The organism is Butyricicoccus faecihominis, assembly GCF_024462775.1.
In the GTDB taxonomy this organism is placed as follows: domain Bacteria; phylum Bacillota; class Clostridia; order Oscillospirales; family Butyricicoccaceae; genus Agathobaculum; species Agathobaculum faecihominis_A.
In genome coordinates, this window is the sequence record NZ_JANGCE010000011.1 from 1 (window position 1) to 26,608 (window position 26,608).

The window sequence follows — 26,608 nt, forward strand, 5'->3', positions numbered from 1 at the left end:
CTCGCGCGAACGCGCGGATTTTACGTGGGTTTCGCGCGTTCGCGCGAGATTCTTCGTCGCTTCGCTCCTCAGAATGACAAGGATATAAAACATTCTTTTATTTTGCAACGCGCTCTTCTGAAATACTTCAGCTTTATGCGCGTAGGGTCTCGCCCAGTGCCGCAAGCAGGCGGTCCATCTGTTCGTCCGTACCGATGGTAATGCGCAGATAATTATCGATGCGCGGTAAATTAAAATAACGGATAAAGAGATTCTTGGCGCGCAGCGCTTCAAAAATCTCCTTCGCCGCGCGCGCGGGGTGCGTGACAAACAGGAAATTCGACTGGCTGGGCAATACGGTAAAGCCCAGTTTGCGCATGGCCTGCGCCGCGCGGTCCCGCGTGGCGATCACCTTGCCGCAGGTCTCCCCGAAGTACGCTTCGTCCTCCACCGCGGCGGCGCCAAGGGCAAGGGCGAGCGCGTCCATGGTATAGGAGTTGTAGGAATTTTTCACCGCTTCCAACGTGGCGATCAGCGTTTCCGAACCGAGCGCATAGCCGACGCGCAGTCCCGCGAGCGAGCGGGATTTGCTCATCGTCTGCACGATCAACAGGTTTTCGTATTGCGACAGCAGCGCGACCGCGCTTTCCGCGCCAAAATCGACATAGGCTTCGTCGATGATGACGACCGAATCCGCATTGTGGGAAACGATGTCCTCGATAAAAGAAAGGGGCTCTCCCCTGCCGGTCGGCGCGTTGGGGTTGGGCAGAATGACGCCGCCGTTCGGTTTGTCGTAATCGCGCGGGTTCACGCGAAATTCCGCATCGAGCGGCATATTTTCATACGGGATGCGAAACAGGTCGCACCAAACAGGGTAAAACGAATAGGTGATATCCGGATAAAGGATCGGTTTGTCCGAGCAGAAAAACGACTGGAACGCCAGCGCCAGCACATCGTCCGACCCATTTCCCAGAAAAACCTGCGACGTTTTCAGGCCAAATCGATCCGCCAGCGCGGTTTTCAGCCGCATGCCGTTCGCATCCGGGTAAATCGAAAGCGAAGCCGCGTCGAACTCACGCAGCGCGCGAAGCACGCCCGGCGCGGGCGGATAGGGGTTTTCGTTGGCGTTCAGTTTAATAATATCGGTTGTTTTGGGCTGTTCGCCCGGCACATACGGGTCAATCTTGCGCAGCTTATCCAGAAAGGGCTTGTTCATCGGTCTCTCCACCTTACCTTATGACGTTATCGGACGTTTCATAGTTTATCACGATAAATTGCGAAAGTCAAGTTGTTTTCCGTGAAATTATATGATATGATTTTACCACATGATAACGAATGGGAAAAGGGGGAAGCGCTCAAGTGTATCAGCCCTTGGCGGACAAGCTCCGCCCTAAAACGCTGGACGATGTGGTGGGCCAGCGGCACCTGCTCGGCCCGGGGTGTTTGCTGCGCCGCGTAATCGAAAGCGGCAATGTTCCAAATATGATTTTTTACGGCCCCTCCGGCGTTGGCAAAACGACGGTGGCCTCCATCATCGCAAAGCAAACCGAACGCAAGCTGTACCACTTAAACGCCACGACCTCCGGCATTGCGGATATCAAGGCCATCATCGACGAGCTTGACACCTTTTTAGCGCCGAACGGCGCGCTGGTATATCTGGACGAAATCCAGTATTTCAACAAGAAGCAGCAGCAGAGCCTTTTGGAATTTATCGAAACCGGCAAGATGACGCTGATTGCTTCCACCACGGACAATCCCTATTTTTGCATCTATAACGCGGTGCTCAGCCGGTCAACGGTGTTTGAGTTCAAGCCCGTCGAAGCGGCGGAAACTGAGAAAGCCGTACTGAGGGCGCTCGGCAGCGTGACCGAGGGCAAGGATATTCCGGTGGAGGACGGCGTGGCCGCGCATATCGCGCAGGCGGTCGGCGGCGACGTGCGCAAGGCGCTCGGCGCGGTCGAACTGCTCGCGGCGGGCGCGGGCAAGGCGGGCATTACGCTCGCGGACGCGGAGACCGCCGCCCAGCGCTCCTCCATGCGGTACGACCGAGACGGAGACAGCCATTATGATATTTTATCCGCCCTGCAAAAATCCGTGCGCGGCTCCGACCCGGACGCGGCGCTGCATTATCTGGCCCGGCTGCTCGCGGCGGGCGACCTGCCCTCCGCCGCGCGGCGCATCCTTGTGATCGCGGCGGAGGACGTGGGGCTTGCCTATCCGCAGTGCATGCCCATCGTCAAGGCGTGCGTGGACACCGCGTTCCAGCTCGGCCTGCCCGAGGCGCGCATCCCGCTGGCCGAGGCCGTGCTTTTGATGGCCACCGCGCCCAAATCCAACAGCGCGAGCGCCGCGATCGAAGCCGCCATGCAGGACGTACAGTCGGGCCGGGCAGGCGACATCCCCGCCCATCTGAAGGACGCGCACTATGCGGGCGCCTCTAAAATGGGGCGCGGGCTGACCTACCGTTTCCCGCACGATTATCCGAACCACTGGGTGCAGCAGCAATACCTGCCGGACGAAATACGCGCCGCGCGCTATTACGAATACGGCCCGAACAAGACCGAGCAAGCGGCCAAGACCTACTGGGACCGGGTCAAAAACGGCAAATAATATAACATAAGGCGAACAGCCGGCCTCTTTGCCGATTGTTCGCCTTAACGTTTGGCTATTGGTCCATCACATAGTGGCGGTGCTGCCCCTTGGATTTGTTTTTATATTCGATCGCTTCGGTCGGGCAGCCGCCGATACAGGCCATGCAGTGCGTGCAATCGCCCTTCCAAACGGGTCTTCCGCCGATCAATTCAATGTTGTTCAGCGGGCACCGTTCCGCGCATTTGCCGCAGGCAACGCAGGCGTCAGACACGGTAAAGCCTTTATCCTGCACGAACAGCCGGTAAAACAGCGGGTTGACCGGCCCGCTGAGCGCCTTATCGCCCAGCGAAGCGGCAGCCTCCGGGAAGCTTTGTCCCTTTTGGATGCGACCGGCCAGCGCCGCGATCTCCGGCATCGCCCGCTCGATTTTTTCCTTGCATTCGGCCTGACCCGGCGTTGCAAACATCGCCAGATAGTTTTCCGGCATCACGACGGATGCAAGGCCTTGAAAACGCATATGCTTTTCCGCACAAAGCTTTTTCGCATACGCGGCGGCGTTACCGCAGCCGCCTCCACAGGTAAGCAGAAAATACGCGCTTTGATCGCCCTCAAAGCGGTTGTCCCGAATCCATTGCTCGACCACCCGCGGCATGCGCCATGCGTAGGTCGGCGCGACGAACACCAACGGCCGATCCGACCGAAACGTATTGGTTTTGCCCGCCTTCATCCACCGGTTGATGGAAACCAGCTCATCGCCCGTGACCGACGCGATTTGCTTTGCCGCCAGTTGACTGTTGCCGGTGCCGCTGAAATAAAAAATCATAGTATCACTCCTATTGACATTGCCGTGCTTTTTCAATATGATATAAATTGTATCACATTGATTTTTTCTGTCAACCATTTGACCTGAGACAAAACAAGGAGAATTGTTTCATGGATAAGAGAAAGCTGGCCAATCAAAGGGTAAAGGACCGGTTATTTACCGCGCTGATTGAATTTGCCGGACAAAAGGACTGGTCCAAGGTGACGGTGACCGAGCTGGTTAATGCGTCCGGCGTGGCCCGCGCCTCGTTTTACCGCAACTTTCATTCCGTGGAGGATATCATCGCCTACGGAATCGAGCAAATGACGCTGCGATACCACGAGGGAGCGGCTGGGCTGGGCGAGAATTTCCGCAGCAGAGAGCTGACGCGCTATAAATTCCGATTTTATGAAGAACACGCCGCGCTTGTTTTGGCGTTCCACCGCGCCAAGATAACGACCACCCTGCTCGATCTCATCACGGATTGCGAGATTGAAGCCTACGGCGATATGCCGCGCAGCTCCATTGCGAAATATCAGCTCTACTATTACGCGGGTGCGTTTTACAACATGATGCTCCACTGGCTGGAAAGCGGCGCGCAGCAATCGCCGGACGACATGGCCGATGAGTTCTTGCGGCTGGTAAACGGCGCCCCATAAAATAAGTGCAGCGCAGGCGGGCATAGCCAAACCGGCTATGTCCGCCTGCGCTGCTCAAAACACGGTGGCGATGTACTTACGGTCGCAGTCCTCCGGCGTATAGACCCATTCGTCCATGTGCCCCTCGGTGACGAAGTAACGCGGCGGCGGGGGCGGCTCGTTCGCGCCGAGCACGTCGATCACGGTCAGCTTGATCTTCATGCGCGCGGACAATATGGATTTGATAAACACAGAGACCGTATCCCCCACGGCAAGGTCGCCGCGCGGCTCGGCCAGACCGGACAAATTGGGCGCAAGCTCGATGAACACGCCGTACGGCTCGATTGACCGGACGACGCCGCGCACGGTCTCCCCCGGCGCAAACAGGGCGGCGTTTTGCTCCCACGTGCCGAGCAGCTCGCGGTGGGTGAGCGTGATGCGCCGGCCCGGCTGATCGACCGAGAGCACCGCGCCGTAAATATCCTGTCCAACGCGCAGCCGGTCGCGCGGATGAAAGATGCGGGAAACCGACAGGTTTTCGATCCCGATGAGTGAATTGATGCCGCAGCCAATATCGACAAACGCGCCGAACGGCTCCAAATGCGTCACGCGCGCGGGGATTACATCGCCCGGGCGCAGCGTTTCCAGCAGGCGGTCCCGCACCTGCCGCTGCAAAAGCGCGCGCGACAAATGCGCGCGCGGCGGGTCCACCGTGTCGTTTATGCCGGTCACGACAAAGCTGGTCGGCTTGCCGACGCGGGATAGAATCGCGATCTCGCGGGTATCGCCCTCCGCTATGCCAAGGGCGCATTCCTCGCGCGGCATCACGCCGTCCGCGCAGCCGAGATCGAATTTTAGATCATGCTCCGCCGTGCACCGCAGGGCGACGGATTCCAAAATGGCGCCCTCTTCCTGTGCGCGCCGCAGTGCTTCCAGACTCTCGCAGGCCGCGCGCGTTTGGTCAAGGGTCTGGGGGCTGCCCTCGGGCAGATAACATTCGCTTATTTTCATAGATAGCCGTGCCTCCTTTGAGATCACTGCCACTATATGATTTTGGCCCTTAAAATAGCACCTTTGGCGCGCGGCAAAGCGGCGCGCCCTTCCCCAAAAACAAAAAAACGAGGCGGGCCGCCATCCCGGTTTGACTTTACCGCGGCGAGAGATTAGAATGGGGATAAGCAAAACGCGGCATTTGCGTTCCACACAGGAAGGCACCGCCGATGCACACGAAAGCAAATGGAGGACATTATGGATCTGCAATTTCAAAAAGACCGTTTGATCTGGCTGCACGAACCCAAGGAGCATAACGTAGCAGATGGCCGCGTCATCATAAAAACCGAGCCTGAAACCGATATGTGGCAGCGCACCTGCTACGGTTCTCAGGTCAATAACGCGCCCGCTCTTTTGATGAAAACCGATGAAAAGTATTTTTCCTTTATCGTTAAAACAGAGTTTGACAGCAGCCACAGCTTCGATCAGTGTGGCGTGCTGATCTATCTCGACAGCGAAAACTGGATCAAAATTTCAACAGAATACGAAAATGAAACGTTCCAGCGCCTCGGCAGCGTCGTCACCAACCACGGGTATTCCGATTGGGCGACCACCGACATCCCCACCGAGCAGAAGCACATGTATTACCGCGTCAGCCGCCGTGAAAGCGACTTTTTGATTGAACACGCGCGGGACGGCGTGCACTTCCAGCAAATGCGGATCGCCCACCTTTTTGAAGGCGCGGGCGAAATTCAGATTGGCCTTTATGCGTGCAGCCCGGACGTGTCCTCCTTCCGCGCGGTGTTCACCGAAATCGCGTTTACGGAATGCCAGTGGCGCCTGCATTGACCCACCGCGCGAGCATTTACAAGGAGAACAAGCCATGAAACAGGAACGATTCAGCGTCGGCGGCGTGCCCGCCATTCTATGGGGCGAGCGCGCGGACGGCGTATATTTCTATGTGCACGGGCAAGGCGGAAGCAAGGAAGAAGCCGCGTCCTTTGCCGAATGCGCCGCTTCCCGCGGCTGGCAGGTGCTGAGCATCGATCTGCCGGCGCATGGCGAGCGCCAAAACCGAGCCGGCGCCCTTGACCCGTGGCACGCGGTGCCGGAACTGGAGCAGCTATTGGCCTATGCCTGGCCGCGCTGGAGCAGACTCGCGCTTTTTGCCAACAGCATCGGCGCTTGGTTTAGTATGCAGGCGCTCCAAGGCGCTGAGCTGGAAAACTGTCTATTCGTATCCCCCATCCTCGATATGGAGCGGCTGATCCGCAACATGATGGGCTGGGCCCATGTGACCGAGGCGCAGCTGCTCGAGCGGCAGACGATAGAGACCGATTTTGGCCAGACGCTTTCATGGGAATACTTTTGTTGGGCCAAGGCGCACCCAATCGTCAAATGGAACGCGCCGACCCGTATTCTGTACGCGGGCCGGGACAATCTGACCGAGCGCGGTGTGGCGGAGGAATTTACGCACCGCTTCGGCTGCCGCCTTACCATCATGGAGGACGGCGAGCATTGGTTCCACACCCCCGAACAACTCGCGGTTTTGGAACAGTGGATCAAGGACAGTTTGTAGGGATATATGCGTATCAGACGCAAAAAAGCGTGAGCCGCCATCCGGCGATCAAGCTTATTTTTGCCGTGCAAAACAGGAAGCCAACCTAAAGCACGCCGCAGGTTTGCGGCGCATGGAGGTATACACAGTGGAAACAAACCAATATTTGATCGACCTGTACGATCATTATGACGAGGACGGCCGGCTTGCCTCAAAGCACGGCTCGGTCGAGTTTCTCACCACGATGCGCTATATCGAACAGTATAGCAAAGCCGGGGACCGTGTGCTTGAGATCGGCGCCGCGACCGGCCGGTATTCTCACGCGCTCGCGCGCCAAGGGTACGCCGTCGACGCGGTGGAGTTAGTGGCGCATAATATTGATATTTTCAAGCGAAACACAAAGCCCGGGGAAACGATCACCGTTACGCAGGGCAACGCGATGGAGCTATCCGCTTTCCCGGATGGGCGGTATGATATCACGCTGCTGCTGGGCCCGCTATACCACCTTTATACGAAAGAGGATAAGCGGCAGGCTCTGCGCGAGGCCATTCGGGTGACCAAGCCGGGCGGCGTTATCTTTGCCGCGCATGTCATATCCGACGGCTGCCTTCTCGACGAGGGATTCAAGCGCAGGAATATCGATGTCGCCGGGTATATCCAAAACGGCCTGATCGATTCCCAAACCTTTGCCGCGAGATCGGAGCCAAAGGATCTGTTCGAGCTGGTCCGCAAGGAGGATATCGACGAGCTGATGTCCCCGTTCGCAGTCACGCGGCTGCATTACGTCGCGTCGGACGGCTGCGCCTTACTGATTCGCGAAGCAATAGACGAGATGGAAGAAGACGCTTTTGCTTTATATTTAAAATACCATTTCGCTACCTGCGAACGGGCCGATCTGGCGGGCGTTTCGAGCCACGTGCTCGACATATTCCGAACGTGAGGCAGCCGGTCTAACCGGTGCGAGACCCATTTCAAAACAAGCGAGGTTTTTATGGATACCAAGGAACGGCTCAAGTACTTTTATGAAACCGTGTCCGCAAGCGGTACGGACGGCGCGTTTGCGGATTATATCTCCCCCGACTGCACCCTTTGCATCGGGGAAGCGCGCATCCCAATCGGCGTGGAGGGCATGGCGGAGCACATGACCGCCGTTTTGCAGACCTACCCCGATTTTCACATGCGCATCACCCGCCAGCTCCGCGACGGCGACTATATCATTTCCGAGTTCATTGCCGAAGGCACGCATCGGGGCGAATGGCTGGGCATGAAGCCCTCCGGCAAAAAGGTGACCTTGACCGGCGTGGACATCGATAAGGTGGTGGACGGCAAGATCGTCGAGCACGGCGGCGCGGTCAATACGTTTGAAGGCTTATGGGAGGCGGGACTGATCGTGCCCGCTCCGTAAACCAATGGTTTTTGTTTGAGAAAGGATGGATATCAAATGGATTTTTCCGCATTGCAAATGACAAGAGAGAGCTGCCGCGCCTATCAGGATAAGCCGGTATCCCGCGACACGCTGACCCATCTGGTCGATGTGGCGCACTATTCCCCCAGCGGCTGCAACGCCCAGCCTTGGCGCTTTATCATTGTGGACGAGGACGAGGCCCGCGCAAAGCTGGTCGCGGCGCTGGACGACGAGGGACTGACCGGCTGCCCGTGGGGCGACCGCGTGCCCGCCTTTATCCTGATCTGCGAGGATGAAGCGCACCTGATGCCCGGCGTGGGCGAGCGTTACGGCTCCCAGCACTTCGCGCAGATGGATATCGGCATGGCCGCGATGGCGCTGTGCTATGAAGCCACCGCCATGGGACTGGGCGCCTGCATGATCGGTACCATGAACCAGAAAAAGCTGCACGAGGCCTTTGGCATTCCGGAAGAACGTACCGTGCGACTGATTATCACCGTGGGCTACCCCAAAAAGGAAGGCGCGCCCCGCAAAAAGGACCGCAAGAAGCTGGACGATATTGTAAGCTATAACCAGTGGTGACGAGGTAGGAGTTAGGAGGTAGGAAGTAGGAGTTGATAGATGCCGCCGCGGGCGGCCATTATGGGTATCGCGCTATGCGCGAACCCTTCACTCCTAACTCCTACTTCCTAACTCCTACTTCTTGTTTCCTCTTCTTCGCCGCTGTGGTATAATAGAAGCATGATAGCAGAAAGCGAGGCGAGGCCGAAATGGACGTTCAGGTCGGCGATATGCTTACCATGAAAAAGGCCCACCCGTGCGGCTCCAAGCAGTGGAAGGTACTGCGCACGGGCATGGATTTCCGCTTAAAATGCGAGGGCTGCGGGCACGAGATCATGGTGCCGCGCAGCAAGGCGGAAAAAAACATCAGACAAATCGAACGGGAGGGTACGATCGTATGTTGATAGACGGCAAACAAATGCATTTGCAGATCACAAAGGGCCAGATCGGCCGTTATGTCATTCTGCCCGGCGACCCGGGCCGGTGCGAAAAGATCGCCCGGTATTTTGACGATCCCCGCAAGCTCGCGAGCAACCGCGAGTATACGATCTATACCGGCACGCTGGATGGCGAACCCGTCGCCGTGTGCTCGACCGGTATCGGCGGCCCTTCCGCCGCGATCGCGCTGGAGGAACTGGTGGAATGCGGGGCGGATACGTTTATCCGCGTCGGCACCTCGGGCGGCATCGTGGACGAGGTATGCGGCGGCGACGTCGTCATCGCGACCGCCGCGATCCGGCAGGAAGGCACCTCGCGCGAATATCTGCCCATCGAGTTCCCGGCGGCGGCAAACTTCGATATCGTCGCCGCGCTGCGGGAAGCGGCAAGGGCGCTCGGTCTGCGGCAGCACACCGGCGTCATCCAGTCCAAGGATAGCTTCTACGGCGAAATCCGCCCGGCGCAGCAGCCCATCGCGGGCGAGCTGCTCGCCAAGTGGCAGGCATGGAAAGCCGCGGGCGCGCTGACCAGCGAAATGGAGACCGCCGCCCTCTTTATCGTATCGCAGGTGCTGCACGTGCGCTGCGGCGCGGTGCTGAACGTGCTGTGGAACGCCGATAACGATGATGCGCCCAGTATCCCGCCCGACGCCGCCGAACGCGGCGTGCGCACCGCGGTGGAGGCGCTGCGTATTTTGATCCGGGAGGATAAGACACCATAATGGCAAAGATCAAACACCAAAACGATTTGGGGCGCGACCCGATCGGGCCGTTGCTCCTCCGGCTTGCGCTGCCGACCGTTTGCGCGCAGGTGGTCAACCTGCTCTATAACATTGTCGACCGCATCTATATCGGCCAAATTCCGGGAGAGGGCAAGCTCGCGCTGACCGGCATGGGCGTCACCTTTCCTGTCATCACCCTGATCGCCGCCTTTGCCGCGCTCATCGGCATGGGCGGCGCGCCGCGTGCGTCGATCGCGCTGGGCGCGGGCGACCACGAGCGCGCCGAACGCACGCTCGGCACGTGTACCGCCGCTTTGTGGGGCCTTGCCGCCGTGCTGACGGTCGTGTTCCTGATCGTGCAGGAGCCGCTGCTGAAAATGTTCGGCGCATCCGGCGATACCCTGCCCTATGCGATGCAGTATTTAAACATTTACGTGCTGGGCACCATTTTCGTTATGACCGCCTTGGGGCTGAACGGCTTTATCACCGCGCAGGGCAATTCATCGGTCGCCATGAAAACCGTGCTGATCGGCGCGGTGCTGAACGTCGCGCTCGATCCGGTGTTCATCTTCGTATTCGGCATGGGCGTTCGCGGCGCGGCGATTGCAACGGTCATTTCGCAGGCGGTTTCCGCCCTTTGGGTCGTGCGCTTTTTGGGCGGGCAGAAGTCCACGCTGCGGTTGAAACGGCACTATCTGCGGCTGGATGCGGCGCTCCTGCTGCCCGCGGTCGCGCTGGGCGCTTCGCCCTTTGTCATGCAGGCGACGGAGAGCCTGCTCACCGTCACGTTCAACGTATCGCTGCGCAAGTACGGCGGCGACCTCGCTGTCGGCGCGATGACCATCCTTACCTCGGTGATGCAGATCATGCAGCTGCCGCTTTTGGGGCTCGCGCAGGGCGCGCAGCCCATATTGGGCTACAACCTCGGCGCAAAGCAGCCAAAACGCATGAAACAGTGCGTGTTTTATATGATCGCCTCGGCCTTTGTCTTTTCAGGCTTTGTTTGGCTGTGCGCCATGCTCATCCCAGAGCAGATCGCGCGCCTGTTCAATCAGGACCCGGAGCTGATCCGCATGACCGGCTGGGCGCTGCGCATTTATATGGCGGTGGGCTTTACTGCGGCCTTTCAATGGGGCTTTCAGCAATCCTTCGTCGCGCTGGGCGAAGCGAAAATCTCGCTGTTTCTGGCGCTTTTGCGCAAGATTATTCTGCTAATCCCGCTCATTTTGATCTTGCCGCACCTGCTGCCCGATCCGCTGTTCGCGGTGTTCTGCGCCGAACCGGTGGCGGACTTCCTCGCGGCGGCCACGACCACGGTGCTGTTCCTTATTCGATTCCGCCAGATCACCCGCTCGATCGAGCGGGAAAACGGCGGAGCACCCATACCGGATACCTCCGGATCATAAAAAAATTGGGCCGTTGCAAAATAAAAAACACTCAACCCTTGTCATTCTGAGGAGTAAAGCGACGAAGAATCTCGCGCGAACGCGCGATTCCTACGCATGTTCCGCGCGTTCGCGCGAGATTCTTCACTTTGTTCAGAATGACAATCGAGTGTTTTTTATTTTGCAACGGCCCTTGCCTTGTCTTGATTTCGCGGCGGCAGGCATGGACGAACTTGACGGGCACGTCCATACGCGCCGCGACCGGTTCCACCGTGATGCCTTGCTCCTCCGCCATATTGCCGGCAAGCCGCGTTATTCCGCGCTTGACAGCATCAGCTTGATACGGTTTTCCTGATTGATGCGCGAAGCGCCGGGATCGTAATCGACCGCGACGATGTTCGCCTCCGGGTAGGTCTCGCGGATCTTGCGGATCATGCCCTTGCCCGCGATATGGTTGGGCAAGCAGCCGAAGGGCTGGGTGCACACGATGTTGCGCACGCCCTCGGTGATCAGCTCGATCATTTCGGCGGGCAGCAGCCAGCCCTCGCCCATTTTTACGCCGGGACCGATGATATCCTGCGCCTTCTTGCGCACCTCGTCAAAGGCCATGGGCGGGCGAAAATGGCCGTCCCTTCGCATGACCTTGATGATATCGGCCTGCTTGCCTAAAACGAACTGGTACACCAGCTTGTAGGCGGCGGCCTTCTTGGGCGCGCGGCCGTACAGGTCGCGGTCGATGACCGAGTTATAGATCGTGTACAGGCAAAAATCCATCAAACCGGGCAGCACGGGCTCGCAGCCTTCGCCCAGCAGGAATTTTTCCAGATTATTGTTGCCAAGGGGCGAAAATTTCACGTAGATCTCGCCGACGATGCCGACAAGCTTTTTCTTTTCGCGCTTATCCAGCCGCACCTTGCCGAATACCTCCAGCACAAAGCGGTACAGGCGCTTGACCTCGCCGTAGTGCACGACGCGGTCGCCGGTAAAGCGGTTCGCGACCGCGTCCATGCAGATCTCTATCGCCTTGTCGGTCGAACCGGGCACGACCTCGTAGGGGCGGCACTGGTTCGCGACCATCATGATCAGATCGCCGATCAGGACGGAATACGCGATCTGCATCAGCATTTTAGGCGTGAGCTTGAAGCCGGGGTTATCCTCGAGCCCGGTAAAGTTGAGCGAAACGACCGGGATAAAGCCGTAACCGTTCTTTTGCAGCGCCTTGCGCAGCAGGTGGATGTAATTGGACGCGCGGCAGCCGCCGCCGGTCTGCGGCATGATGAGCGCGATTTTGCTTACATCGTATTTGCCGGATTCAATCGCGTCCATCAGCTGGCCAATGACCAGCAGCGCGGGATAGCAGGTATCGTTATGCACATTGCGGAGCCCCTGCTCGACAATGGCGGGCCCTTCGGTATCGAGCAGCTCCATATCATAGCCATAGTTTTTCATCAACCGGCAGATCAGGCCGAGCTGCACGGGCAGCATATTGGGCACCAGAATTTTATAGGTCTTGCGCATTTCCTCGGTAAAGGGCACACGCGCGGCCTCAAAGGTTTTCGGATCGTTCGTTTGCAAGTTTTCTGCCCTCCTCCACGGCGGCCAGCATACTGCGCACGCGGATTTTCGCCGCGCCGAGGTTGCTGATCTCATCTATTTTAAGCTGTGTATAAATTTTTCCGCCGCCCTCTACAATGGCGCGCACCTCGTCGGTCGTGACCGCGTCGATGCCGCAGCCGAACGACACGAGCTGGATCAGCTGCGCGTTTTCCTTACGGGTGACGTAATTTGCCGCGCCGTACATGCGCGAATGATAGGTCCACTGGTTTAAAACGTGCACTTCGGGCGCTTCGGCAAGCTGCCAAACCGCGTCCTCGGACACAATGACCATTCGATAGGACTGGATCAGCTGGTCGATACCGTGGCTGACCTCCGGATCGATATGATAGGGCCGGCCCGCGATCACCGCGATCTCCAGCCCGTGCGTATCGGCATAGGCGATCGCCTTCTGTCCCTCGTCCCGCACGGAGGCGTAGTAATCCGCAAGGGCCTGATACGCGTCCGCCGCGGCCTCTTGCACGCGGCGCTTTTTAATTGCCGGATACTTGGCGCAGAAGAATTTCGCGGCCTGCTGGACAAAGCGCTTTTCCTCGGTCAGCTCGAAATACGGCATCATGAAGTCCGCGTCGCGCAGGCGGGCGACGTTGGCGATCAGCAGCTCCGGATAGTAGGCGACGACTGGGCAGTTATAGCAGTTGGTCGCGCGGCCTTCGTCCAAGTTATAGGTCATGCAGGGGTAGAAGATCGCGTCCACGCCCTTGTCGAGCAGGTTTTCGATATGGCCGTGGATGAGCTTGGCCGGGTAGCACACCGTGTCCGACGGGATTGAGTGCTGGCCCTTTTGGTACATATCGCGGGTGGAAACATCGCTTAATACGACCGAGAAGCCCAACTTCCGCAGGAACGTGGCCCAAAACGGCAGCAGCTCGTAGAAATTCAAACCGAACGGGATGCCGATGCGGCCGAGTTCGCCCGGCGCTTCGGTAACGGGCGCGTAGGTCTTTAGTTTTTCAAACTTCCACTTATATAGGTTGGGCAGCTCCTGCGCGGTTTCCCTGCCGAGCGGACGCTCGCAGCGGTTGCCCGAAATAAAGCGGCGGCCGCCGCCAAAGTCGTTGATGGTCAGGCTGCAATGGTTTTCACAAAGGCCGCAGCGGACAGATTTGACCGCGTGCGAGAAGCCCGCGAGCACCGTTTCGCCGATCAGCCCGGTTTGCTCCGGTCGGTTGTCCTTTGCGTGCAGCGCCGCGCCGTACGCGCCCATCAGGCCCGCAATGGCCGGACGGGTGACGTTGCGGCCGATCTCCTGCTCGAACGAGCGGAGAATCGCGTCATTCAAGAACGTGCCGCCCTGCACAACGATGTTCTGCCCCAGATCGTCCGGCGAATGCGCGCGGATGACCTTATACAGCGCGTTTTTGACAACCGACACCGAAAGGCCGGAAGAGATCGCATCGATCCCCGCGCCGTCCTTCTGGGCCTGCTTAACCGAAGAGTTCATAAACACCGTGCAGCGCGAGCCCAGATCGATCGGGTGCTCGGCAAACAAGCCGAGCTTGCAGAACTCTTCGATGGAATAGCCCATCGACCGGGCGAAGGTCTCGATGAACGAGCCGCAGCCGGACGAGCAGGCTTCGTTCAGCGAAATATTGTCGATGCAGTGGTTGCGGATTTTGAAGCACTTGATATCCTGCCCGCCGATATCAATGATAAAATCAACCTCCGGGCAGAAATGGCGCGCCGCGCGGAAGTGCGCGACCGTTTCGACCAAGCCGTGATCGACGCCGAAGGCGTTCTGGATTAGCGCTTCGCCGTAACCCGTGACCGCCGAGGATACGATATGCACCCGGTCGCCGCACAGCTCGTAAAGCTTTGTCAGCTGCTCGCGGATGACATCCGCCGGGTTGCCCTTGTTCGACTGGTAGTGGTGGAATAGGATCTGGTTCTCCTCGCCGATGAGGACGAGCTTGGTCGTGGTCGACCCGCAATCGATGCCGAGGTACGCGTCGCCCTCGTACACGGTGACGTTTTGCGTCAGCACATCGTGCACCGAATGGCGGCGGCGGAACTCGTCGTAATCCGCCTGACTTTCAAAAAGCGGCGGCAGGTACTGGGCGATCACCGGCGCATCCGCCGCTTTTTCCAGCGCGGCGAGCAGGCTTTCGACCGTATAGGTGGGCTTTGTGCCCCCCGCGTACTCGGCGGCGCCCGCCGCGATCGCGTACGGGGCAAGGGCCGGGAAATGCGCGTGCGCGTCGTCCAGCCCAAGCGTTTGCTGAAACTGCTTTTGCAGGCCCTTGAAGAAGAAGAGCGGGCCGCCCAAAAACAGTACGTCGCCCTTTATTTCGCGGCCCTGCGCCAAACCGGTCAGCGTTTGGCCGACGACCGCCTGAAAGATCGACGCGGCGATGTCCTCTCGTCTCGCGCCTTCGTTCATCAGCGGCTGGATGTCCGACTTGGCGAACACGCCGCAGCGCGAGGCGATGGTATAGATGCGCTCCGCGTCGAGGGACAGCGTGTCAAGCTCCGCCGGGGTCACGTCGAGCAGCACGGCCATCTGGTCGATAAACGCGCCGGTGCCGCCCGCGCACGAACCGTTCATGCGCTCTTCGAGCTGGCCGGTGAGGAAAACGATCTTTGCGTCCTCACCGCCCAGCTCGATCACAACATCTGCGTTCGGTACGTGCACGCCGACCGCCTTGCGGGTGGCGAACACCTCTTGCACGAAGTCGATCCCGGCGGCCTTGGCCATGCCGAGACCGGCCGAACCGGTCACCGCGCAGTGGATCACGGCGCTTTCGCCGATCTCGCGCCGCGCGTCGCGCACCAACTCGACCGTCTTCTCGCGCACCTTGGAAAAATGGCGCTCATAGCGCTTGTGGATGATCTCACCGTTTCGGACGGCGACGATCTTGACCGTCGTCGACCCGATATCGATGCCTAAATTTACTTTGCTCGTTTGTATGTCCATACTTATCTTTAATCTCCGCCTAAACTGAATATGTTTAAAATTTGTTCTCTCTCATACATAGCTTTACATATTAAATATATACGTATTCCGTGCAAAAGTCAAATGACAAGGTATGTCGCTATTTGCCGAAATTGCCTCTTGACAACCCCTCTATTTTTAGTTAGAATAGAGCGGTAGCAGGCTAGAAGCCAACGCTTTGCGCCCGCCCGTACAATTAAATACCTTATCCAGAGCGGTGGAGGGAACGGCCCGATGAAACCCGGCAACCTACGTGTATCTATCAGTGCGCGCAAGGTGCCAAATCCGGCGTTGTAGAATTACGAAAGATGAGGGAGCAAACTTAAATGACCGCTCCCGAAAGGGAGCTTTTTTCATGCCCCCGACGGACAAACAAGAAAGGAACAGGAAACACTTTATGGCACATCGTCTCTTTACCTCCGAATCGGTGACCGAAGGCCACCCGGACAAGATCTGCGACCAGATCTCGGACGCGATCCTCGACAGCATCCTCGCGGAAGACCCCTACGCCCGCGTTGCGTGCGAAACCACCTGCACGACCGGCATGGTCAGCGTAATGGGTGAGATCTCGACCTCCTGCTACGCCGATATCCCGAAGATCGTGCGCGATACCGTGCGCGAGATCGGCTACGACCGCGCCAAGTACGGCTTTGACTGCGACACCTGCGCCGTGCTCACCTCGATCGACGAGCAGTCCGCCGATATCGCGCTCGGCGTCGACAATTCGCTCGAACGCAAGGAAGGCGCGAGCGAGGCCGACCTTGCGATCGGCGCGGGCGATCAGGGCATGATGTTCGGCTTTGCGTGCGACGAAACGCCCGAAAAAATGCCGCTGCCCATCTCCCTTGCCCACAAGATGGCTCTCCGCCTGACCGAGGTGCGCAAGAACGGCATGTTCGATTACCTGCGGCCGGACGGCAAGACGCAGGTGACCGTGGAATACGACGAGGACGGCCAGCCCGTTCGCGTGGACACGGTCGTGCTTTCCACCCAGCATTCGCCCGAGGTCTCTTTACAGCAAATTCGCAAGGATATGGTCGATCAGGTCATTCGCCCGGTCGTACCCTCCTATTTGCTTGATGAAAAAACCAAGTTTTACATCAACCCGACCGGCCGCTTCGTCGTGGGCGGCCCGCAGGGCGATTCCGGCCTGACCGGCCGCAAGATCATCGTCGATACCTACGGCGGCATGGCGCGCCACGGCGGCGGCGCCTTTTCCGGCAAGGATCCGACCAAGGTGGACCGCTCCGCCGCCTACGCTTCCCGCTGGGTGGCCAAGAACATCGTTGCCGCCGGGCTGGCCCGCCGGTGCGAGATCCAGCTCGCTTACGCCATCGGCGTGGCCGAGCCGGTATCCATCATGGTGGACACCTTCGGCACCGGGACCGTGGACGAGTGGACGCTTTCCGAGGCTGTGCGCAAGGTATTCGACCTGCGCCCCGCCGCGATCATCGAGGCGCTCGACCTGCGCCGCCCGATCTACAAAAAGCTGGCCGCCTATGGCCACATGGGCCGCGAGGATCTCGGCGTACGCTGGGAACAGACCGACAAGGCCGACGCGCTCCGCGCGGCGGTAAACGCATAAATAAAAAGGACGGACTTAGCGAAAAAAGCTAAGTCCGTCCTTTTTGATTGGCCGTTATCAGGTGCTCACGCTGCTTTGCAGAAGCGCATCAGCATCGCCGCGACCTCGGCGCGGGTGGCGCTGCCCTTGGGATCGAGCCGATCCGCGCTCCTGCCGGTCAAGATGCCCTTATCCGCCGCCCAAGCGACCGCGTCCCTTGCCCAGCCGGAAACCATGTCCGCGTCCGCGAAGGAAAGCGTTCCCGCCTCCGCCGCGCCGCCAGCGTAGCGGTACAACATAACGGCAAGCTGCTCGCGGGTGATCGGGCCGTCTAGACGCACGCCGTCCGAGATGCCCTTGGCCTTTGCCCAATCGACCGCGGCGGCATACCAAGTGTCGCCCGCCGCGCCGTTCTGTTCGCCGTCGTAGCGGTACAAAACGGTCGCCAGCATGGCGCGCGTCATCGGCGCGTGCGGGCTGAATGTATTTTCAGACACGCCGTTGAACAGCTCGCGCGAGGTGGCGAACGCCACGCTTTCCGCGTACCATTTATCCGCCGGCACATCGGCAAAAGCCTTGCTGTTGTCCACGATTTTGAGCGTACAGCCGCCCGTCACGGGAACGCGCAGCTCGCCGTTTTCCACGTATGAAGCCTTCACGACCGCCTCTGCGCCGTCCGGCTTTACCAGCACGGCCACCGTGCCCGGCGAGGCCGATTCAAGCGGAATGGCGACTATCGCGCTTGTTTTGCCCGCAGGCAGGTTCACCCGCGCGGTCGCGCCGCCGTTTTTCGGCGTGAGCACCGTGGTTTTCACGCCGTCCGCGCTTTCGATCGTCTGCGTGACCGCACCGGTCTTTGTATCGGTCACCGTGGTCACTTTAGCGCCGTCCGATGTCGCGCCGGTCGTTGTCGTCACAGACGGTTTGGACGGCCTGCCGCCCGAAGAGCCCGAGGACGAACCGCCGCCGGTCCGCAAGCCGTCAACCGCGGCTTGCAGCGCGTCTTTCGCGCCGTCCACCTCGGCCTGCGTGGCGGCTTCGTTGTCCAGCACGGCTTTCGCCGCTGCCAGCGCTTGTTGGAACACGGTCCAGCTTTGCGCGGTGTAACCGCCCTGTGTCTTATCCCTGTTTGCGGTGTACAGGCTTTGCAGCGCGGTCTTATCCGCGGTTACGGTCGTTTCAGGGAGCAGCTCGCCCGCTGTGTTGATCAGATCGCCGTAAATCTCCTTGCCTGCCGCGGTGCCCAGCATGAATTCCGTTACCTTTACGCCGGAGGCGGGACCGTTCAGGTTCACCCGCGCCAAAACTTCGGGCGATTCCGTGTAGGCAAGGGTGAGATACAGCGCGCCTTCCCGCACCTCCTGCCGCAGGATCGTGCCTCTGGTATCGACCGCTTTGACGCTTTGTCCGTTTAGATTCATCACGATATCCGCCGCGCGGATGGCGTTGCCGTTCTGCACGCCCGAAAGCTTCAGCTCCACCGCGTCCACATTGGTGCCCGCGGTGGCGGTGACGGCCTCGACCGTCCGTCCCTTTGCCGCCAGCTCCTCCTGATTCAGACCGGCCTGTTCCAAAAGCGCCGCCGAGCCGTCCATGGAGGCCGGGACGTCGGCGCGCAGCGCGGTCAGCGCGATCACGGCCGGATCATGGTTGGTGCCGCCCTCGAGCCGCTTGCCGCCGTCGATGGTCTGTCCGCCAAGGGCCAGCTGCACATCATATTCCGCCTGCGTCGTGCCGCCATGGCTCGTGCCGTTTCCGCCGTGATCGGAATTGACAATCACCAGCGTATCCTCCACCGCGTCCTTCTGCGCGAGCGCATCCATGATGGACTGGAAATAAGCGTCGTATTTCTTTAACTGCGCGTAGTAATTATCATTATAGAAGCCGCTGCCGTGCCCCACGCCGTCCATATAATCGGACTGGAAATATAGCAGGGCCGTGTTGTCGAACGCATCGGACAAAATGTAATCCGCGACGTCGGCAAAGCCCGCGGACTGGCCGCTGATATTGCGCACCGCATACGTATCGACGCCCGCGTCCGGCTCGATGATGCCGTTGACGATCTGGTTCCACTCCGCAAAGGCCGCGTTGCCCCGGTTCGGCTGCGCCGCTTGGAGCGCCTTGAATACGGACGGATAAACAGGCTCGGCCTTGCCGAAGTCCGGATAATAGTAGGCGCCGGTTTTGGTGTTGTCGATCTTATACTCGCTTTGCGCGGTGGCATATTCCTTGCCGTGCAGGATGGCGGTATAGTTTTGCGCGGAGATGGTCGGGGTTTCGCTTTTCGCGGTGTAGCTGGTGGCAAAGGTTTCGTTGAACAGCCGCATCGCGTAATCGTTTACGCGCTTAGAGAGGATAGCGACGTCGCTTGTCAGCGACGGGACCGTGCTGCTCCGCGCGGCATAATACATCTGATCCGGGCGGAAGCAAACGCCGCCGCCATCCATGGTAATGGCCAGAACATGCTTGTACGGATAGATCGCCGCGGCCGCCGCAATGGCCTTTGCCTCTTCCGTTGAACCGGCCATCGCCACGTCGCCCGCGCCGATCACGCCGTCGCCGTTCTTGTCCAGCGCGTTTTGAGACAGGATGGTGATGGTCTTGTCCTCTCCCGTGACGCCCACGGTTTCGGAGACCGCCTGCCCTCCGTTTTGAACTGTGATGTTGGCAAAGGTAAGCGCGGTCACGCCCGCTTTAGCGGCGTCCTTCACGCGAAAGCTCAGCTTGACCAGCCGGGTCGCCGCATAATTGCTGAACGGTTCTGTGGAAATGCCGGTGTTCTTCTGGTCAATGGTGAGCGTGCCGCCGCCATCGTCCGTCACCGGATCGGCGGTCTGCCAATGCTGATCGCGGACGTATTCCAGAACCGCGGGGTCATAGTGCAGTTCAAACCGAACATGATCCGCCGCCGCGTCCGCGTCGCGGCGCGCGTGAACGTTGACGTTGTACGAAGCGCCCGCCGCCATCGTGTCCGCGGTTACCAGACCGAGCGATACCTTGGCGGACGCATCGGCCACGCACGCGCGGACGATCGTCTTGGTCTGCGTCTTGCCCTGCGCGGACAGCGTATAGGTAAAGGTGTAATCCCCCAATCGCGCGGGCGTGATCTCACCGCGCTGCGCGTCATACTCCGCCGCCATGACCGATTCGCCGTTCACCGTGATATCCGTCAGGCGCGCGGTTTGGCCGTTGCTGGCCCGGACCTGCGCGACCGCCGCCGCCTTGCCCTGCTCCATGCGGCCGGTCTCTCCGCTCACGGTCAGCACGGGCGGGTCAAGCCGCTCGTAAAGCGCCTTTACCTGCTGCTCGGTCAAGCCCTTGGAATACAGGCGCGCGAGGGACACGCTGCCCTTGGCAAAAAACTCCGCGCCGCCGGAGGAGGAGCTGTCTCCCCCGATCACAAAGCTTTTCGCGTTCGCGCTGGTGGGCCAGTGAATGGTCGGGCCGGTTGCGTCCTTTTCAGCGACCATCTCGCCGTTTAGATAAAGCTTTACCTTGGCTCCGTCGAACACGCCGACCGCGTGGTACCATATACCGGCCTCGATCGCCGCCGAGGGCTGCACATAGCCGTTGCCGCCCGCCGTTCTGTTCAGGTTGCAGTAGAACTGCAACCTGCCGTTTTCCAGCCCAAGCCCCATGCCTCCGCTCTGCTGGTTGGAAAATATATCGTATTCGCCGGAAGCGGGCACCTCGTCGTAGCAAAAAACGCTTTCGATTGTTGCGGTGTTCATTTTACCGTACTTTTCATCGTCAAAGGCGTACAAATAAGCATCGTATTCGCCGTTGAAAGAAGCCACCTTTTTGCCCATTTCCGCGTCCTCCTGAATGACCGGAGAGCCCGCGGCCCGGACGGTATTCCCGGTCTCCGACCGGTCGCTCGCCGTGCCGTCTGCGAAGTCCACGTGCAGCATATCAGCGGCGGGCGTTTCGCTTTCGGTATCGCCGCCGGCATTCTTGGTCACGGCCTCATAGGTTTTCTGCACATCGGCGGCGTTCATCGCGCCGGTGTACAGACGCGCAAGGGCGATATCGCACGCGATCGGGTTTTGCACCGTGCCGTCCCCTCTGGTATCCGCGCCGACGTAGAAATATTTGGCCCCGTCCGCGGGCACGGCCATCGTGCCCGCGCCCTCCACGGCGGCTTTCAGCGCGCCGTTGATGTACAGCTTGGTCTGCTTGCCGTCAAACGTGGCGACCGCATGAATCCAATCGTTTTTGAGCGCGGCAATATTGCTGGTCGGCTTCTTGTAACTACCGCCGACACGGTTCCAGAACTCCAGCGTTTTGCCGTCGCTGTTCAGTTCGAACCCGCAGCCCGCGCTTTCCTGATTGGAGAAGGGGTTGCCTTTTATGCCGTCCAGCTTCATATAGCATTCCATGGTGTAGCCGCTTTTGAATTTGTTGTAATCCGCCGCGGTCATGGCGTAGCGCAGGCCGTCGTCCGTTCCGTCAAAGCGGTAAAATGTGCCGATCTTGTCGTCCTGCGCCTTGACCGGCGCGCCCTTCACAGCCAGCGTGTGGCCGTTCGCGTCCGCGGTGCTGTCGGTGCGGAAATCGATGTTCAGGATATCCGGCTTCGGCGTTTCATACGCCGCGGCAGGCGCGGTGGTCACCGTGCCGGTGATCGCATCGCTGCTCATGCCGAAGGAGGTTTTTGCCGTTACGGAAACGTCGTATGTCGTATCCGCGTCCAAACCGGTGATTTTGACGCTCCACTCGCTTTTCGCGGTCTCTTCGTAATAATCCGCGAACACGCTGCGCGTGACCGTGCCGTCGCTCCCCCGCGGGGTCAGCTTGAGCGTATAGGTGTGGATCATATCGTTGTTGGCGCGTGAACCCGCCGTCGCCGCCGGGAACCGCACGATCGCCGTGCCGTCCGTTACCTCGCCCGCCGTCACGGCTGCTTCCTCCGCAAAGGCAGGCGCGGTTTCGCTTTCGCGGGTTCCATCGTAGGGGCGGTCCGTGTGATCCGCGACGTCGAACGCCCACGGCTCGCCGCCAAAAATGTATTCGCCCGTGGTCAGGTTGAGGCGATATATCGCAACGCCGCCATCCTCCAGCACGTCGATGCGCAGCGCCTGCGAGGCGATCTCGCTGTTCGACGGGCGGGTGGCGCCGGCGCCGCTGTCCGGGTCTACCTTGCCTTTTTCGTTTTCAAAATACGCGCCGATCGTGCCGTCCTGAATCGCGGTATAGCCCTGATTCTGATAGATCGACCGCGCATCCTCCAGCGTGGCGTGGGAGTGGCCGGAGATGTGGATGGCTTGCGGATACTGCTCCAGCAGCGCGACCATGTCCCGGTCCGTTCCCTTGCCGTAATTGCCATACCACTCATTCGCGACATAGGCCGTGTTCTGAATGCCGTGGTGCCCCATGACAATGACCGGCGCGCTTTCATTTTTCTCTTGGGAGGTCTCCAGCGCGGTTTTCAGCAGGTCGTAGTTGCCGGTGTAATCTCCGCCGTAATTGCTGGCGCTCAGCTTGACGACCGTGGCGACTAAATTGTCATCCGCCGTTGGGGAAGCGGTGACCGCGCCGAACGCGCTGCTGTAATAAAGCACTTCGCTGGCGGCCTGCCTGAGCTGGCTTTCAAACCGGGATACCGCCGTAGCGGCGGACGAGTTAAACTCGTGATTGCCCATGGCAAGTAAGACCTTGTTCGCTTGCCCCAGCGCGCTGCCTTTGATGATATTCGTCAGCGAGGTATACTCGCTCGCCGCGCCGTTGTTCGTCACATCGCCGACGAGCAGCACGCCGTCCGTATCGGGATCGATCCGATAGCATACGTCCAGCGCGTTTTTCAGCTTGTTCGACGCGGCGCTGTCGCGGCCGATATGCGTATCGCTGCCCACGAAAAAGCGGGCCGCCACGCCCTCGCGCGACGCGGTGGCCCAGCCTTCCGCTTCCGGCGCGCTCCACGCCGCAAACGCGGCGGGCGGCGCCGCCCCCATCAGCATGGCCCCGGCGAGCAGCGCGGACAATTTGCGTTTCCAGTGCAAATGCATGATTTCATTCTCTCCTTTTTGGTAGCACCATTTTTTCTTCCCGACCGCCGGCCACGCGACGGCCTTTGTGCATAAAAAATCTAACAAATTCCCTTTCCCAATACAACGCGCAAACCATAAAACCTTTGTAAGAACAGCGTAAAACCGGACCTGCCGAATCCGCGGTGCATAAAAACGCAAAAAAAAGCCCACGGGAATCGTTCCCATGGACTTTCAGTTTGGCGAAAAAGTCTTTACGCCGCAGCGCGCGCAAAAATGAAAAAGGGCGGCTATTTTGCGGGATAAAATTCGCGGAACAAACGCAAATAGTCGGGCAGTTTTTCCACCGCCGGCTGTTCAAATTCAAACGTTGTGCCGTTGCACTTTTCGATATTCAAGCCGTCGATCACATAATCCTTGCGGAATTTACAGTGATCCCCTTTGCAGTGCTTGCAATTCCCATAATCCCCGGTGAAAACAGTTTTGATATAGGCGGGCGCCGCGCTGATGAAGGAGGCGTGTTTGGTGACATTGTTGAAAAACATCCGCAAAACGACGGCATCCTCCTTTATGTAAATTCTGGCCACCACATTTTTCGATTTTACATTGGCTTTTCTGAAGATAAGCATATATTTGCCCCAGCAAAAGCCGTTGCCGATCGTATCATCGTATGTATAGCCCAGTTCTTCCATCGCTTGCGTGAAAGCGATGATAAAGCCTTTATCCTTTTCGGTGATGCAAGCAAACCGCTCTTCCTTCATTTGTTGCTGTATCAATTTTATCCTCCTTCATCCGTAGCGTATCATGACATCGTTACAGGTGCAGCGCGCCCCGCGGGCATTCCTCCACGCACCGAAAGCATAAAATGCAGTCCGTTCCATTGGCCCGCTTTCGCGTGGGGTCCGTCATATCCACATCCATAGGACATACCTTTTTGCATTTCCCACAGGATACGCACTTTGCCGTGTCGGTCTTCACACGAACCAGCGCAAAGTAGCTGGCCGGCTTGAGGAACACAGTAATCGGACAAATATACTTGCAAAACGCCCGGTTATCCTTTAGTGCCAGCGCCAGCCCGATCCCCACGGCATAGTAAAGCGCGTTGCCGATGAGAAAGCTCCAAAACAAAATGGTTTCCATGCCGGGCACGCGCAGCAGAAAGAGCGAGCCGACAAAAAGAAGCGAGCCCGCGAACACGAAATACCGGATAAAGCCGATCCTTTTCCGCGGCCGCCGGGGCGTTTGATAGGGCAGCAGATCGAGCACCATGGCCGTCCAGCACGCATAGCCGCACCAGCCGCGGCCAAAGAACAGCGGGCCGAGGATCTTGGCGATCACATAGTGGATGACGGCGGCTTCAAACACGCCGAGGAACAGATAATACCAGAACCCCTCGATCTGCATATTTTCCCTTGAAAGTATGCCGAGATAAACCAGCATGTATAGGCCGACCGCGAATTGGACCGCGGTCCGGGCGTATTTTAACTTTTTGATATACAGCGCGACGCCGACGGCAAGACATGTGCCGATATAGAAAAAGTTAAAGAAATAAAAGGGGTTGTCCAGCGTCAGCCACAGCGTGACGGCGATGCATATAAACAGCAGCCACAGACCGACCGGAAACAAGTATTTCTTCATTGCAGTTTTTCTCCGATCAGCTTTTCCAGTTTCTTTTCTGAAAGAATCTCATGCGTGACAAACGTGCCGTTATAAAACAGGCTGAAGGTGGTGAAGGGCGACGGTGCGTTTTGCGCCTGCTCCGTGGTCTGCATATGGATGGACCGCCACGGCGCGCCCATTTGCTCCGCGACGCGCTCCATGAGCGGCACATATTTTGCCGTAAACGGGCACTGGCTGGTGTAGTACAGGCAAAAGCCGGTTTGCGGCACGCGGCGTTCCTCTTCCCGGACGCAGGACTTAAAGCGCGGCGCTGCCGCGCTTTCTTCAAACGGAAGGAACATCAGTTCAAAATACGGCGACGCGGTATCCGCTGTTTGAAAGCCCTTGTACCGCAGGTATTTGGGGTCGGACAGATAGCCGAGCTTTTTTTTGGCGGACAACACCACAAGGCCCGTTTTCCCCTTTTCCTTGGAATCGCGGATGCATTCCTCCAAAAGCAGGTTTGAATAGCCCTGTCCCTTGAACTGGCCGGATACCCACAGGCAATCGATCATCATATATCCCGCGGCTTCGATTGGCGCCCACGCATATTCCGCGGGGATATATTCGATGAAGCATTTCCCGCGCACATTGCCCTTTAAAAAAACAAGGCCTTCGTCCAGCCGATCCCGCAGCCACGCCTTTTTCGACAGTACCTGACAATCTTGATTATTGGAGATGGCGCAGCAGATATGCTCCGTTTCCAAATTATCCCGCGTTACCCTGATCAGTTCCATATGCTTTCCTCTTTTCACGCGTTTATTATCCAGTATACCATAGCGGCATGCGGGTTCCAAGCCATAGTGCGCGAACGCACGAATAAAACGCGCTTTTCCGGTTGACTTTGCCCCGCAAACGAGCTATGCTGAACTTATCAAACGTAACAGCAAGGAGGACGAAGCGATGCAGGTATTGGAAAACGAATTATTCCACGTAGAGATCGACGAGTTCGGCGCGGAGCTCTGCTCCATGAAGAGCAAAAAGGACGGCACCGAGTACGTCTGGCAGGCGGACCCCGCGGTTTGGAAGCGGCACGCGCCCGTTCTGTTTCCCATCGTCGGTCGGCTGAAGGACAAGAAATACACCGTTGGCGGCACGGCGTACGAGATCACCCAGCACGGCTTTGCGCGCGACCTGCCGTTTGAACCCGTGCGGGTAAGCGACAGCGTGGTTGATTTTGTCCTGCGGCAAAACGACTACACGAAAAAAATGTATCCGTTCGATTTTACCTTTACCATTCGGTACACGCTTTCCGGCGCGACGCTGAAAAAAGAACACATCACCTTGAACACGGGCGATACCGACCTGTACTACGAGGTGGGCGGTCACGACGCTTACGCCCTGTGCCTTAAGCCGAATGAGACGATAAGCGACTATTATATCGAGTTCGAGGGCGTGGAGGCCCTTCACCCCATCTTGACTGACGAGAACGTTTCGCTCTCGCGCGACCACGGCGAGATCGCACTGCAAAACGGCTGCCTGCCGATCACCCGCGAGACCTTCAAGGACGACGCGATCATTCTAGACGACCTGCCGGTCCGCCGCGTCACGATCGCGTGCACGAAAAACGACAAGCGCGTGACCATGGACTTTTCCGACCTGCCCTATTTCGCGCTGTGGAGCGCGTACAAGGATTTCGACGTGCCCTACGTTTGTCTGGAGCCGTGGAGCACGCTGCCGGACGGCGGCTACCTCGATTACGCGCTCGAAAACAAGGTGGGCGTGCGCCTGCTGAACCCGGGCCAGAGTGAGACGCTTTCGTATACCGTGACCGTAAAAGATTAAA

Annotated in this window: 22 protein-coding genes and 1 riboswitch; of the genes, 12 read left to right on the forward strand and 10 right to left on the reverse strand. The window is 58.8% G+C overall.

Annotated features, from left to right (window positions below; genetic code table 11):
- Positions 1-133 precede the first annotated feature (133 nt).
- Complete coding sequence (gene hisC, locus NE562_RS07515; protein WP_280961787.1) at positions 134-1,195, reverse strand: histidinol-phosphate transaminase; 1,062 nt, start codon at positions 1,193-1,195, stop codon at positions 134-136.
- Between the two features lie 143 nt (positions 1,196-1,338).
- Between hisC and NE562_RS07520 the strand changes: the two genes are divergently transcribed.
- Positions 1,339-2,589 carry a replication-associated recombination protein A gene (locus NE562_RS07520; protein WP_280961788.1) on the forward strand — a complete coding sequence of 417 codons (1,251 nt, stop codon included), beginning with the start codon at positions 1,339-1,341 and terminating at the stop codon, positions 2,587-2,589.
- A 55-nt stretch (positions 2,590-2,644) separates the two neighbouring features.
- Here the strand turns inward: NE562_RS07520 and NE562_RS07525 are convergent, their stop codons facing one another.
- The gene (locus tag NE562_RS07525) at positions 2,645-3,394 is read right to left on the reverse strand and encodes an EFR1 family ferrodoxin (RefSeq protein WP_280961789.1); all 750 of its coding nucleotides are present in this window, start codon (positions 3,392-3,394) and stop codon (positions 2,645-2,647) included.
- 110 nt (positions 3,395-3,504) lie between these two features.
- On the opposite strand from NE562_RS07525, the gene NE562_RS07530 reads away from it, so the two are divergent.
- A complete protein-coding gene (locus NE562_RS07530; protein WP_280961790.1) occupies positions 3,505-4,032 on the forward strand; it encodes a TetR/AcrR family transcriptional regulator in 528 nt (175 codons plus the stop codon).
- A gap of 54 nt (positions 4,033-4,086) precedes the next feature.
- Here the strand turns inward: NE562_RS07530 and NE562_RS07535 are convergent, their stop codons facing one another.
- Positions 4,087-5,022, reverse strand: coding sequence for a S1 RNA-binding domain-containing protein (locus tag NE562_RS07535; protein WP_280961791.1), 936 nt, complete (start codon positions 5,020-5,022; stop codon positions 4,087-4,089).
- Positions 5,023-5,259: 237 nt separating this feature from the next.
- On the opposite strand from NE562_RS07535, the gene NE562_RS07540 reads away from it, so the two are divergent.
- The 8 genes from NE562_RS07540 to NE562_RS07575 all read left to right on the forward strand — a co-directional run bounded on the left by NE562_RS07540 (position 5,260) and on the right by NE562_RS07575 (position 11,090).
- On the forward strand, positions 5,260-5,850 hold the full coding sequence (locus NE562_RS07540) for a DUF1349 domain-containing protein (RefSeq protein WP_280961792.1): 591 nt from the start codon (positions 5,260-5,262) through the stop codon (positions 5,848-5,850).
- A 34-nt stretch (positions 5,851-5,884) separates the two neighbouring features.
- On the forward strand, positions 5,885-6,580 hold the full coding sequence (locus tag NE562_RS07545) for an alpha/beta hydrolase (protein ID WP_280961793.1): 696 nt from the start codon (positions 5,885-5,887) through the stop codon (positions 6,578-6,580).
- 127 nt (positions 6,581-6,707) lie between these two features.
- On the forward strand, positions 6,708-7,499 hold the full coding sequence (locus NE562_RS07550; RefSeq protein WP_280961794.1) for a class I SAM-dependent methyltransferase: 792 nt from the start codon (positions 6,708-6,710) through the stop codon (positions 7,497-7,499).
- A 51-nt stretch (positions 7,500-7,550) separates the two neighbouring features.
- Positions 7,551-7,964, forward strand: coding sequence for an ester cyclase (locus tag NE562_RS07555; protein ID WP_280961795.1), 414 nt, complete (start codon positions 7,551-7,553; stop codon positions 7,962-7,964).
- Positions 7,965-8,000: 36 nt separating this feature from the next.
- Entirely contained in the window at positions 8,001-8,546 is a 546-nt protein-coding gene (locus tag NE562_RS07560) for a nitroreductase family protein (RefSeq protein WP_280961796.1), read from the forward strand.
- Positions 8,547-8,734: 188 nt separating this feature from the next.
- Positions 8,735-8,929 carry a DUF951 domain-containing protein gene (locus NE562_RS07565; protein WP_280961797.1) on the forward strand — a complete coding sequence of 65 codons (195 nt, stop codon included), beginning with the start codon at positions 8,735-8,737 and terminating at the stop codon, positions 8,927-8,929.
- Positions 8,923-9,684 carry a uridine phosphorylase gene (gene udp / locus NE562_RS07570; protein ID WP_280961798.1) on the forward strand — a complete coding sequence of 254 codons (762 nt, stop codon included), beginning with the start codon at positions 8,923-8,925 and terminating at the stop codon, positions 9,682-9,684. Before NE562_RS07565 ends, udp begins: the two co-directional genes overlap by 7 nt.
- Complete coding sequence (locus NE562_RS07575) at positions 9,684-11,090, forward strand: MATE family efflux transporter (protein ID WP_280961799.1); 1,407 nt, start codon at positions 9,684-9,686, stop codon at positions 11,088-11,090. The genes udp and NE562_RS07575 overlap by 1 nt, the downstream gene beginning before the upstream one ends.
- Positions 11,091-11,121: 31 nt before the next feature.
- Here NE562_RS07575 and NE562_RS07580 read toward each other — a convergent pair whose 3' ends face one another.
- The 3 genes from NE562_RS07580 to NE562_RS07590 are packed head-to-tail and all read right to left on the reverse strand — an operon-like array spanning position 11,122 to position 15,597.
- Positions 11,122-11,364, reverse strand: coding sequence for a hypothetical protein (locus NE562_RS07580; protein WP_280961800.1), 243 nt, complete (start codon positions 11,362-11,364; stop codon positions 11,122-11,124).
- Between the two features lie 17 nt (positions 11,365-11,381).
- Positions 11,382-12,644 carry a 2-hydroxyacyl-CoA dehydratase gene (locus NE562_RS07585; RefSeq protein WP_280961801.1) on the reverse strand — a complete coding sequence of 421 codons (1,263 nt, stop codon included), beginning with the start codon at positions 12,642-12,644 and terminating at the stop codon, positions 11,382-11,384.
- A complete protein-coding gene (locus NE562_RS07590; protein WP_280961802.1) occupies positions 12,616-15,597 on the reverse strand; it encodes an acyl-CoA dehydratase activase in 2,982 nt (993 codons plus the stop codon). Before NE562_RS07590 ends, NE562_RS07585 begins: the two co-directional genes overlap by 29 nt.
- A 220-nt stretch (positions 15,598-15,817) precedes the next feature.
- Positions 15,818-15,930: riboswitch (SAM riboswitch) on the forward strand.
- 82 nt (positions 15,931-16,012) lie between these two features.
- Here NE562_RS07590 and metK point away from each other — a divergent pair.
- Positions 16,013-17,200 (forward strand): methionine adenosyltransferase, encoded by a 1,188-nt coding sequence (metK, locus tag NE562_RS07595; protein ID WP_280961803.1) that lies wholly within the window; start codon positions 16,013-16,015, stop codon positions 17,198-17,200.
- Positions 17,201-17,265: 65 nt separating this feature from the next.
- Here the strand turns inward: metK and NE562_RS07600 are convergent, their stop codons facing one another.
- The 4 genes from NE562_RS07600 to NE562_RS07615 form a co-directional block, all read right to left on the reverse strand.
- Entirely contained in the window at positions 17,266-23,184 is a 5,919-nt protein-coding gene (locus tag NE562_RS07600) for a LamG-like jellyroll fold domain-containing protein (RefSeq protein WP_280961804.1), read from the reverse strand.
- A gap of 269 nt (positions 23,185-23,453) precedes the next feature.
- Positions 23,454-23,939, reverse strand: a complete 486-nt coding sequence (locus NE562_RS07605) for a hypothetical protein (protein WP_280961805.1) — start codon at positions 23,937-23,939, stop codon at positions 23,454-23,456.
- Positions 23,940-23,976: 37 nt separating this feature from the next.
- Positions 23,977-24,801, reverse strand: a complete 825-nt coding sequence (locus NE562_RS07610; protein WP_280961806.1) for a 4Fe-4S binding protein — start codon at positions 24,799-24,801, stop codon at positions 23,977-23,979.
- Positions 24,798-25,559: a YoaP domain-containing protein gene (locus NE562_RS07615; RefSeq protein ID WP_280961807.1), complete on the reverse strand. Its 762-nt coding sequence runs from the start codon at positions 25,557-25,559 to the stop codon at positions 24,798-24,800. The genes NE562_RS07610 and NE562_RS07615 overlap by 4 nt, the downstream gene beginning before the upstream one ends.
- Positions 25,560-25,725: 166 nt before the next feature.
- On the opposite strand from NE562_RS07615, the gene NE562_RS07620 reads away from it, so the two are divergent.
- Positions 25,726-26,607 (forward strand): aldose 1-epimerase family protein, encoded by an 882-nt coding sequence (locus NE562_RS07620; protein ID WP_280961808.1) that lies wholly within the window; start codon positions 25,726-25,728, stop codon positions 26,605-26,607.
- The last annotated feature ends 1 nt before the right edge of the window (position 26,608 follow it).

What these genes read in the sequence shown, in the direction of transcription:
- NE562_RS07565 (WP_280961797.1), top strand. Translation starts at nt 8,735, where the DNA reads ATGGACGTTCAGGTCGGCGATATGCTTACCATGAAAAAGGCCCACCCG.
- NE562_RS07555 (WP_280961795.1), top strand. Translation starts at nt 7,551, where the DNA reads ATGGATACCAAGGAACGGCTCAAGTACTTTTATGAAACCGTGTCCGCA.
- NE562_RS07575 (WP_280961799.1), top strand. Translation starts at nt 9,684, where the DNA reads ATGGCAAAGATCAAACACCAAAACGATTTGGGGCGCGACCCGATCGGG.
- NE562_RS07590 (WP_280961802.1), bottom strand. Translation starts at nt 15,597, where the DNA reads ATGGACATACAAACGAGCAAAGTAAATTTAGGCATCGATATCGGGTCG.
- metK (WP_280961803.1), top strand. Translation starts at nt 16,013, where the DNA reads ATGGCACATCGTCTCTTTACCTCCGAATCGGTGACCGAAGGCCACCCG.
- NE562_RS07560 (WP_280961796.1), top strand. Translation starts at nt 8,001, where the DNA reads ATGGATTTTTCCGCATTGCAAATGACAAGAGAGAGCTGCCGCGCCTAT.
- NE562_RS07535 (WP_280961791.1), bottom strand. Translation starts at nt 5,022, where the DNA reads ATGAAAATAAGCGAATGTTATCTGCCCGAGGGCAGCCCCCAGACCCTT.
- NE562_RS07540 (WP_280961792.1), top strand. Translation starts at nt 5,260, where the DNA reads ATGGATCTGCAATTTCAAAAAGACCGTTTGATCTGGCTGCACGAACCC.
- NE562_RS07530 (WP_280961790.1), top strand. Translation starts at nt 3,505, where the DNA reads ATGGATAAGAGAAAGCTGGCCAATCAAAGGGTAAAGGACCGGTTATTT.
- NE562_RS07525 (WP_280961789.1), bottom strand. Translation starts at nt 3,394, where the DNA reads ATGATTTTTTATTTCAGCGGCACCGGCAACAGTCAACTGGCGGCAAAG.
- NE562_RS07615 (WP_280961807.1), bottom strand. Translation starts at nt 25,559, where the DNA reads ATGGAACTGATCAGGGTAACGCGGGATAATTTGGAAACGGAGCATATC.
- NE562_RS07545 (WP_280961793.1), top strand. Translation starts at nt 5,885, where the DNA reads ATGAAACAGGAACGATTCAGCGTCGGCGGCGTGCCCGCCATTCTATGG.
- udp (WP_280961798.1), top strand. Translation starts at nt 8,923, where the DNA reads ATGTTGATAGACGGCAAACAAATGCATTTGCAGATCACAAAGGGCCAG.
- NE562_RS07600 (WP_280961804.1), bottom strand. Translation starts at nt 23,184, where the DNA reads ATGCATTTGCACTGGAAACGCAAATTGTCCGCGCTGCTCGCCGGGGCC.
- hisC (WP_280961787.1), bottom strand. Translation starts at nt 1,195, where the DNA reads ATGAACAAGCCCTTTCTGGATAAGCTGCGCAAGATTGACCCGTATGTG.
- NE562_RS07580 (WP_280961800.1), bottom strand. Translation starts at nt 11,364, where the DNA reads ATGGCGGAGGAGCAAGGCATCACGGTGGAACCGGTCGCGGCGCGTATG.
- NE562_RS07610 (WP_280961806.1), bottom strand. Translation starts at nt 24,801, where the DNA reads ATGAAGAAATACTTGTTTCCGGTCGGTCTGTGGCTGCTGTTTATATGC.
- NE562_RS07620 (WP_280961808.1), top strand. Translation starts at nt 25,726, where the DNA reads ATGCAGGTATTGGAAAACGAATTATTCCACGTAGAGATCGACGAGTTC.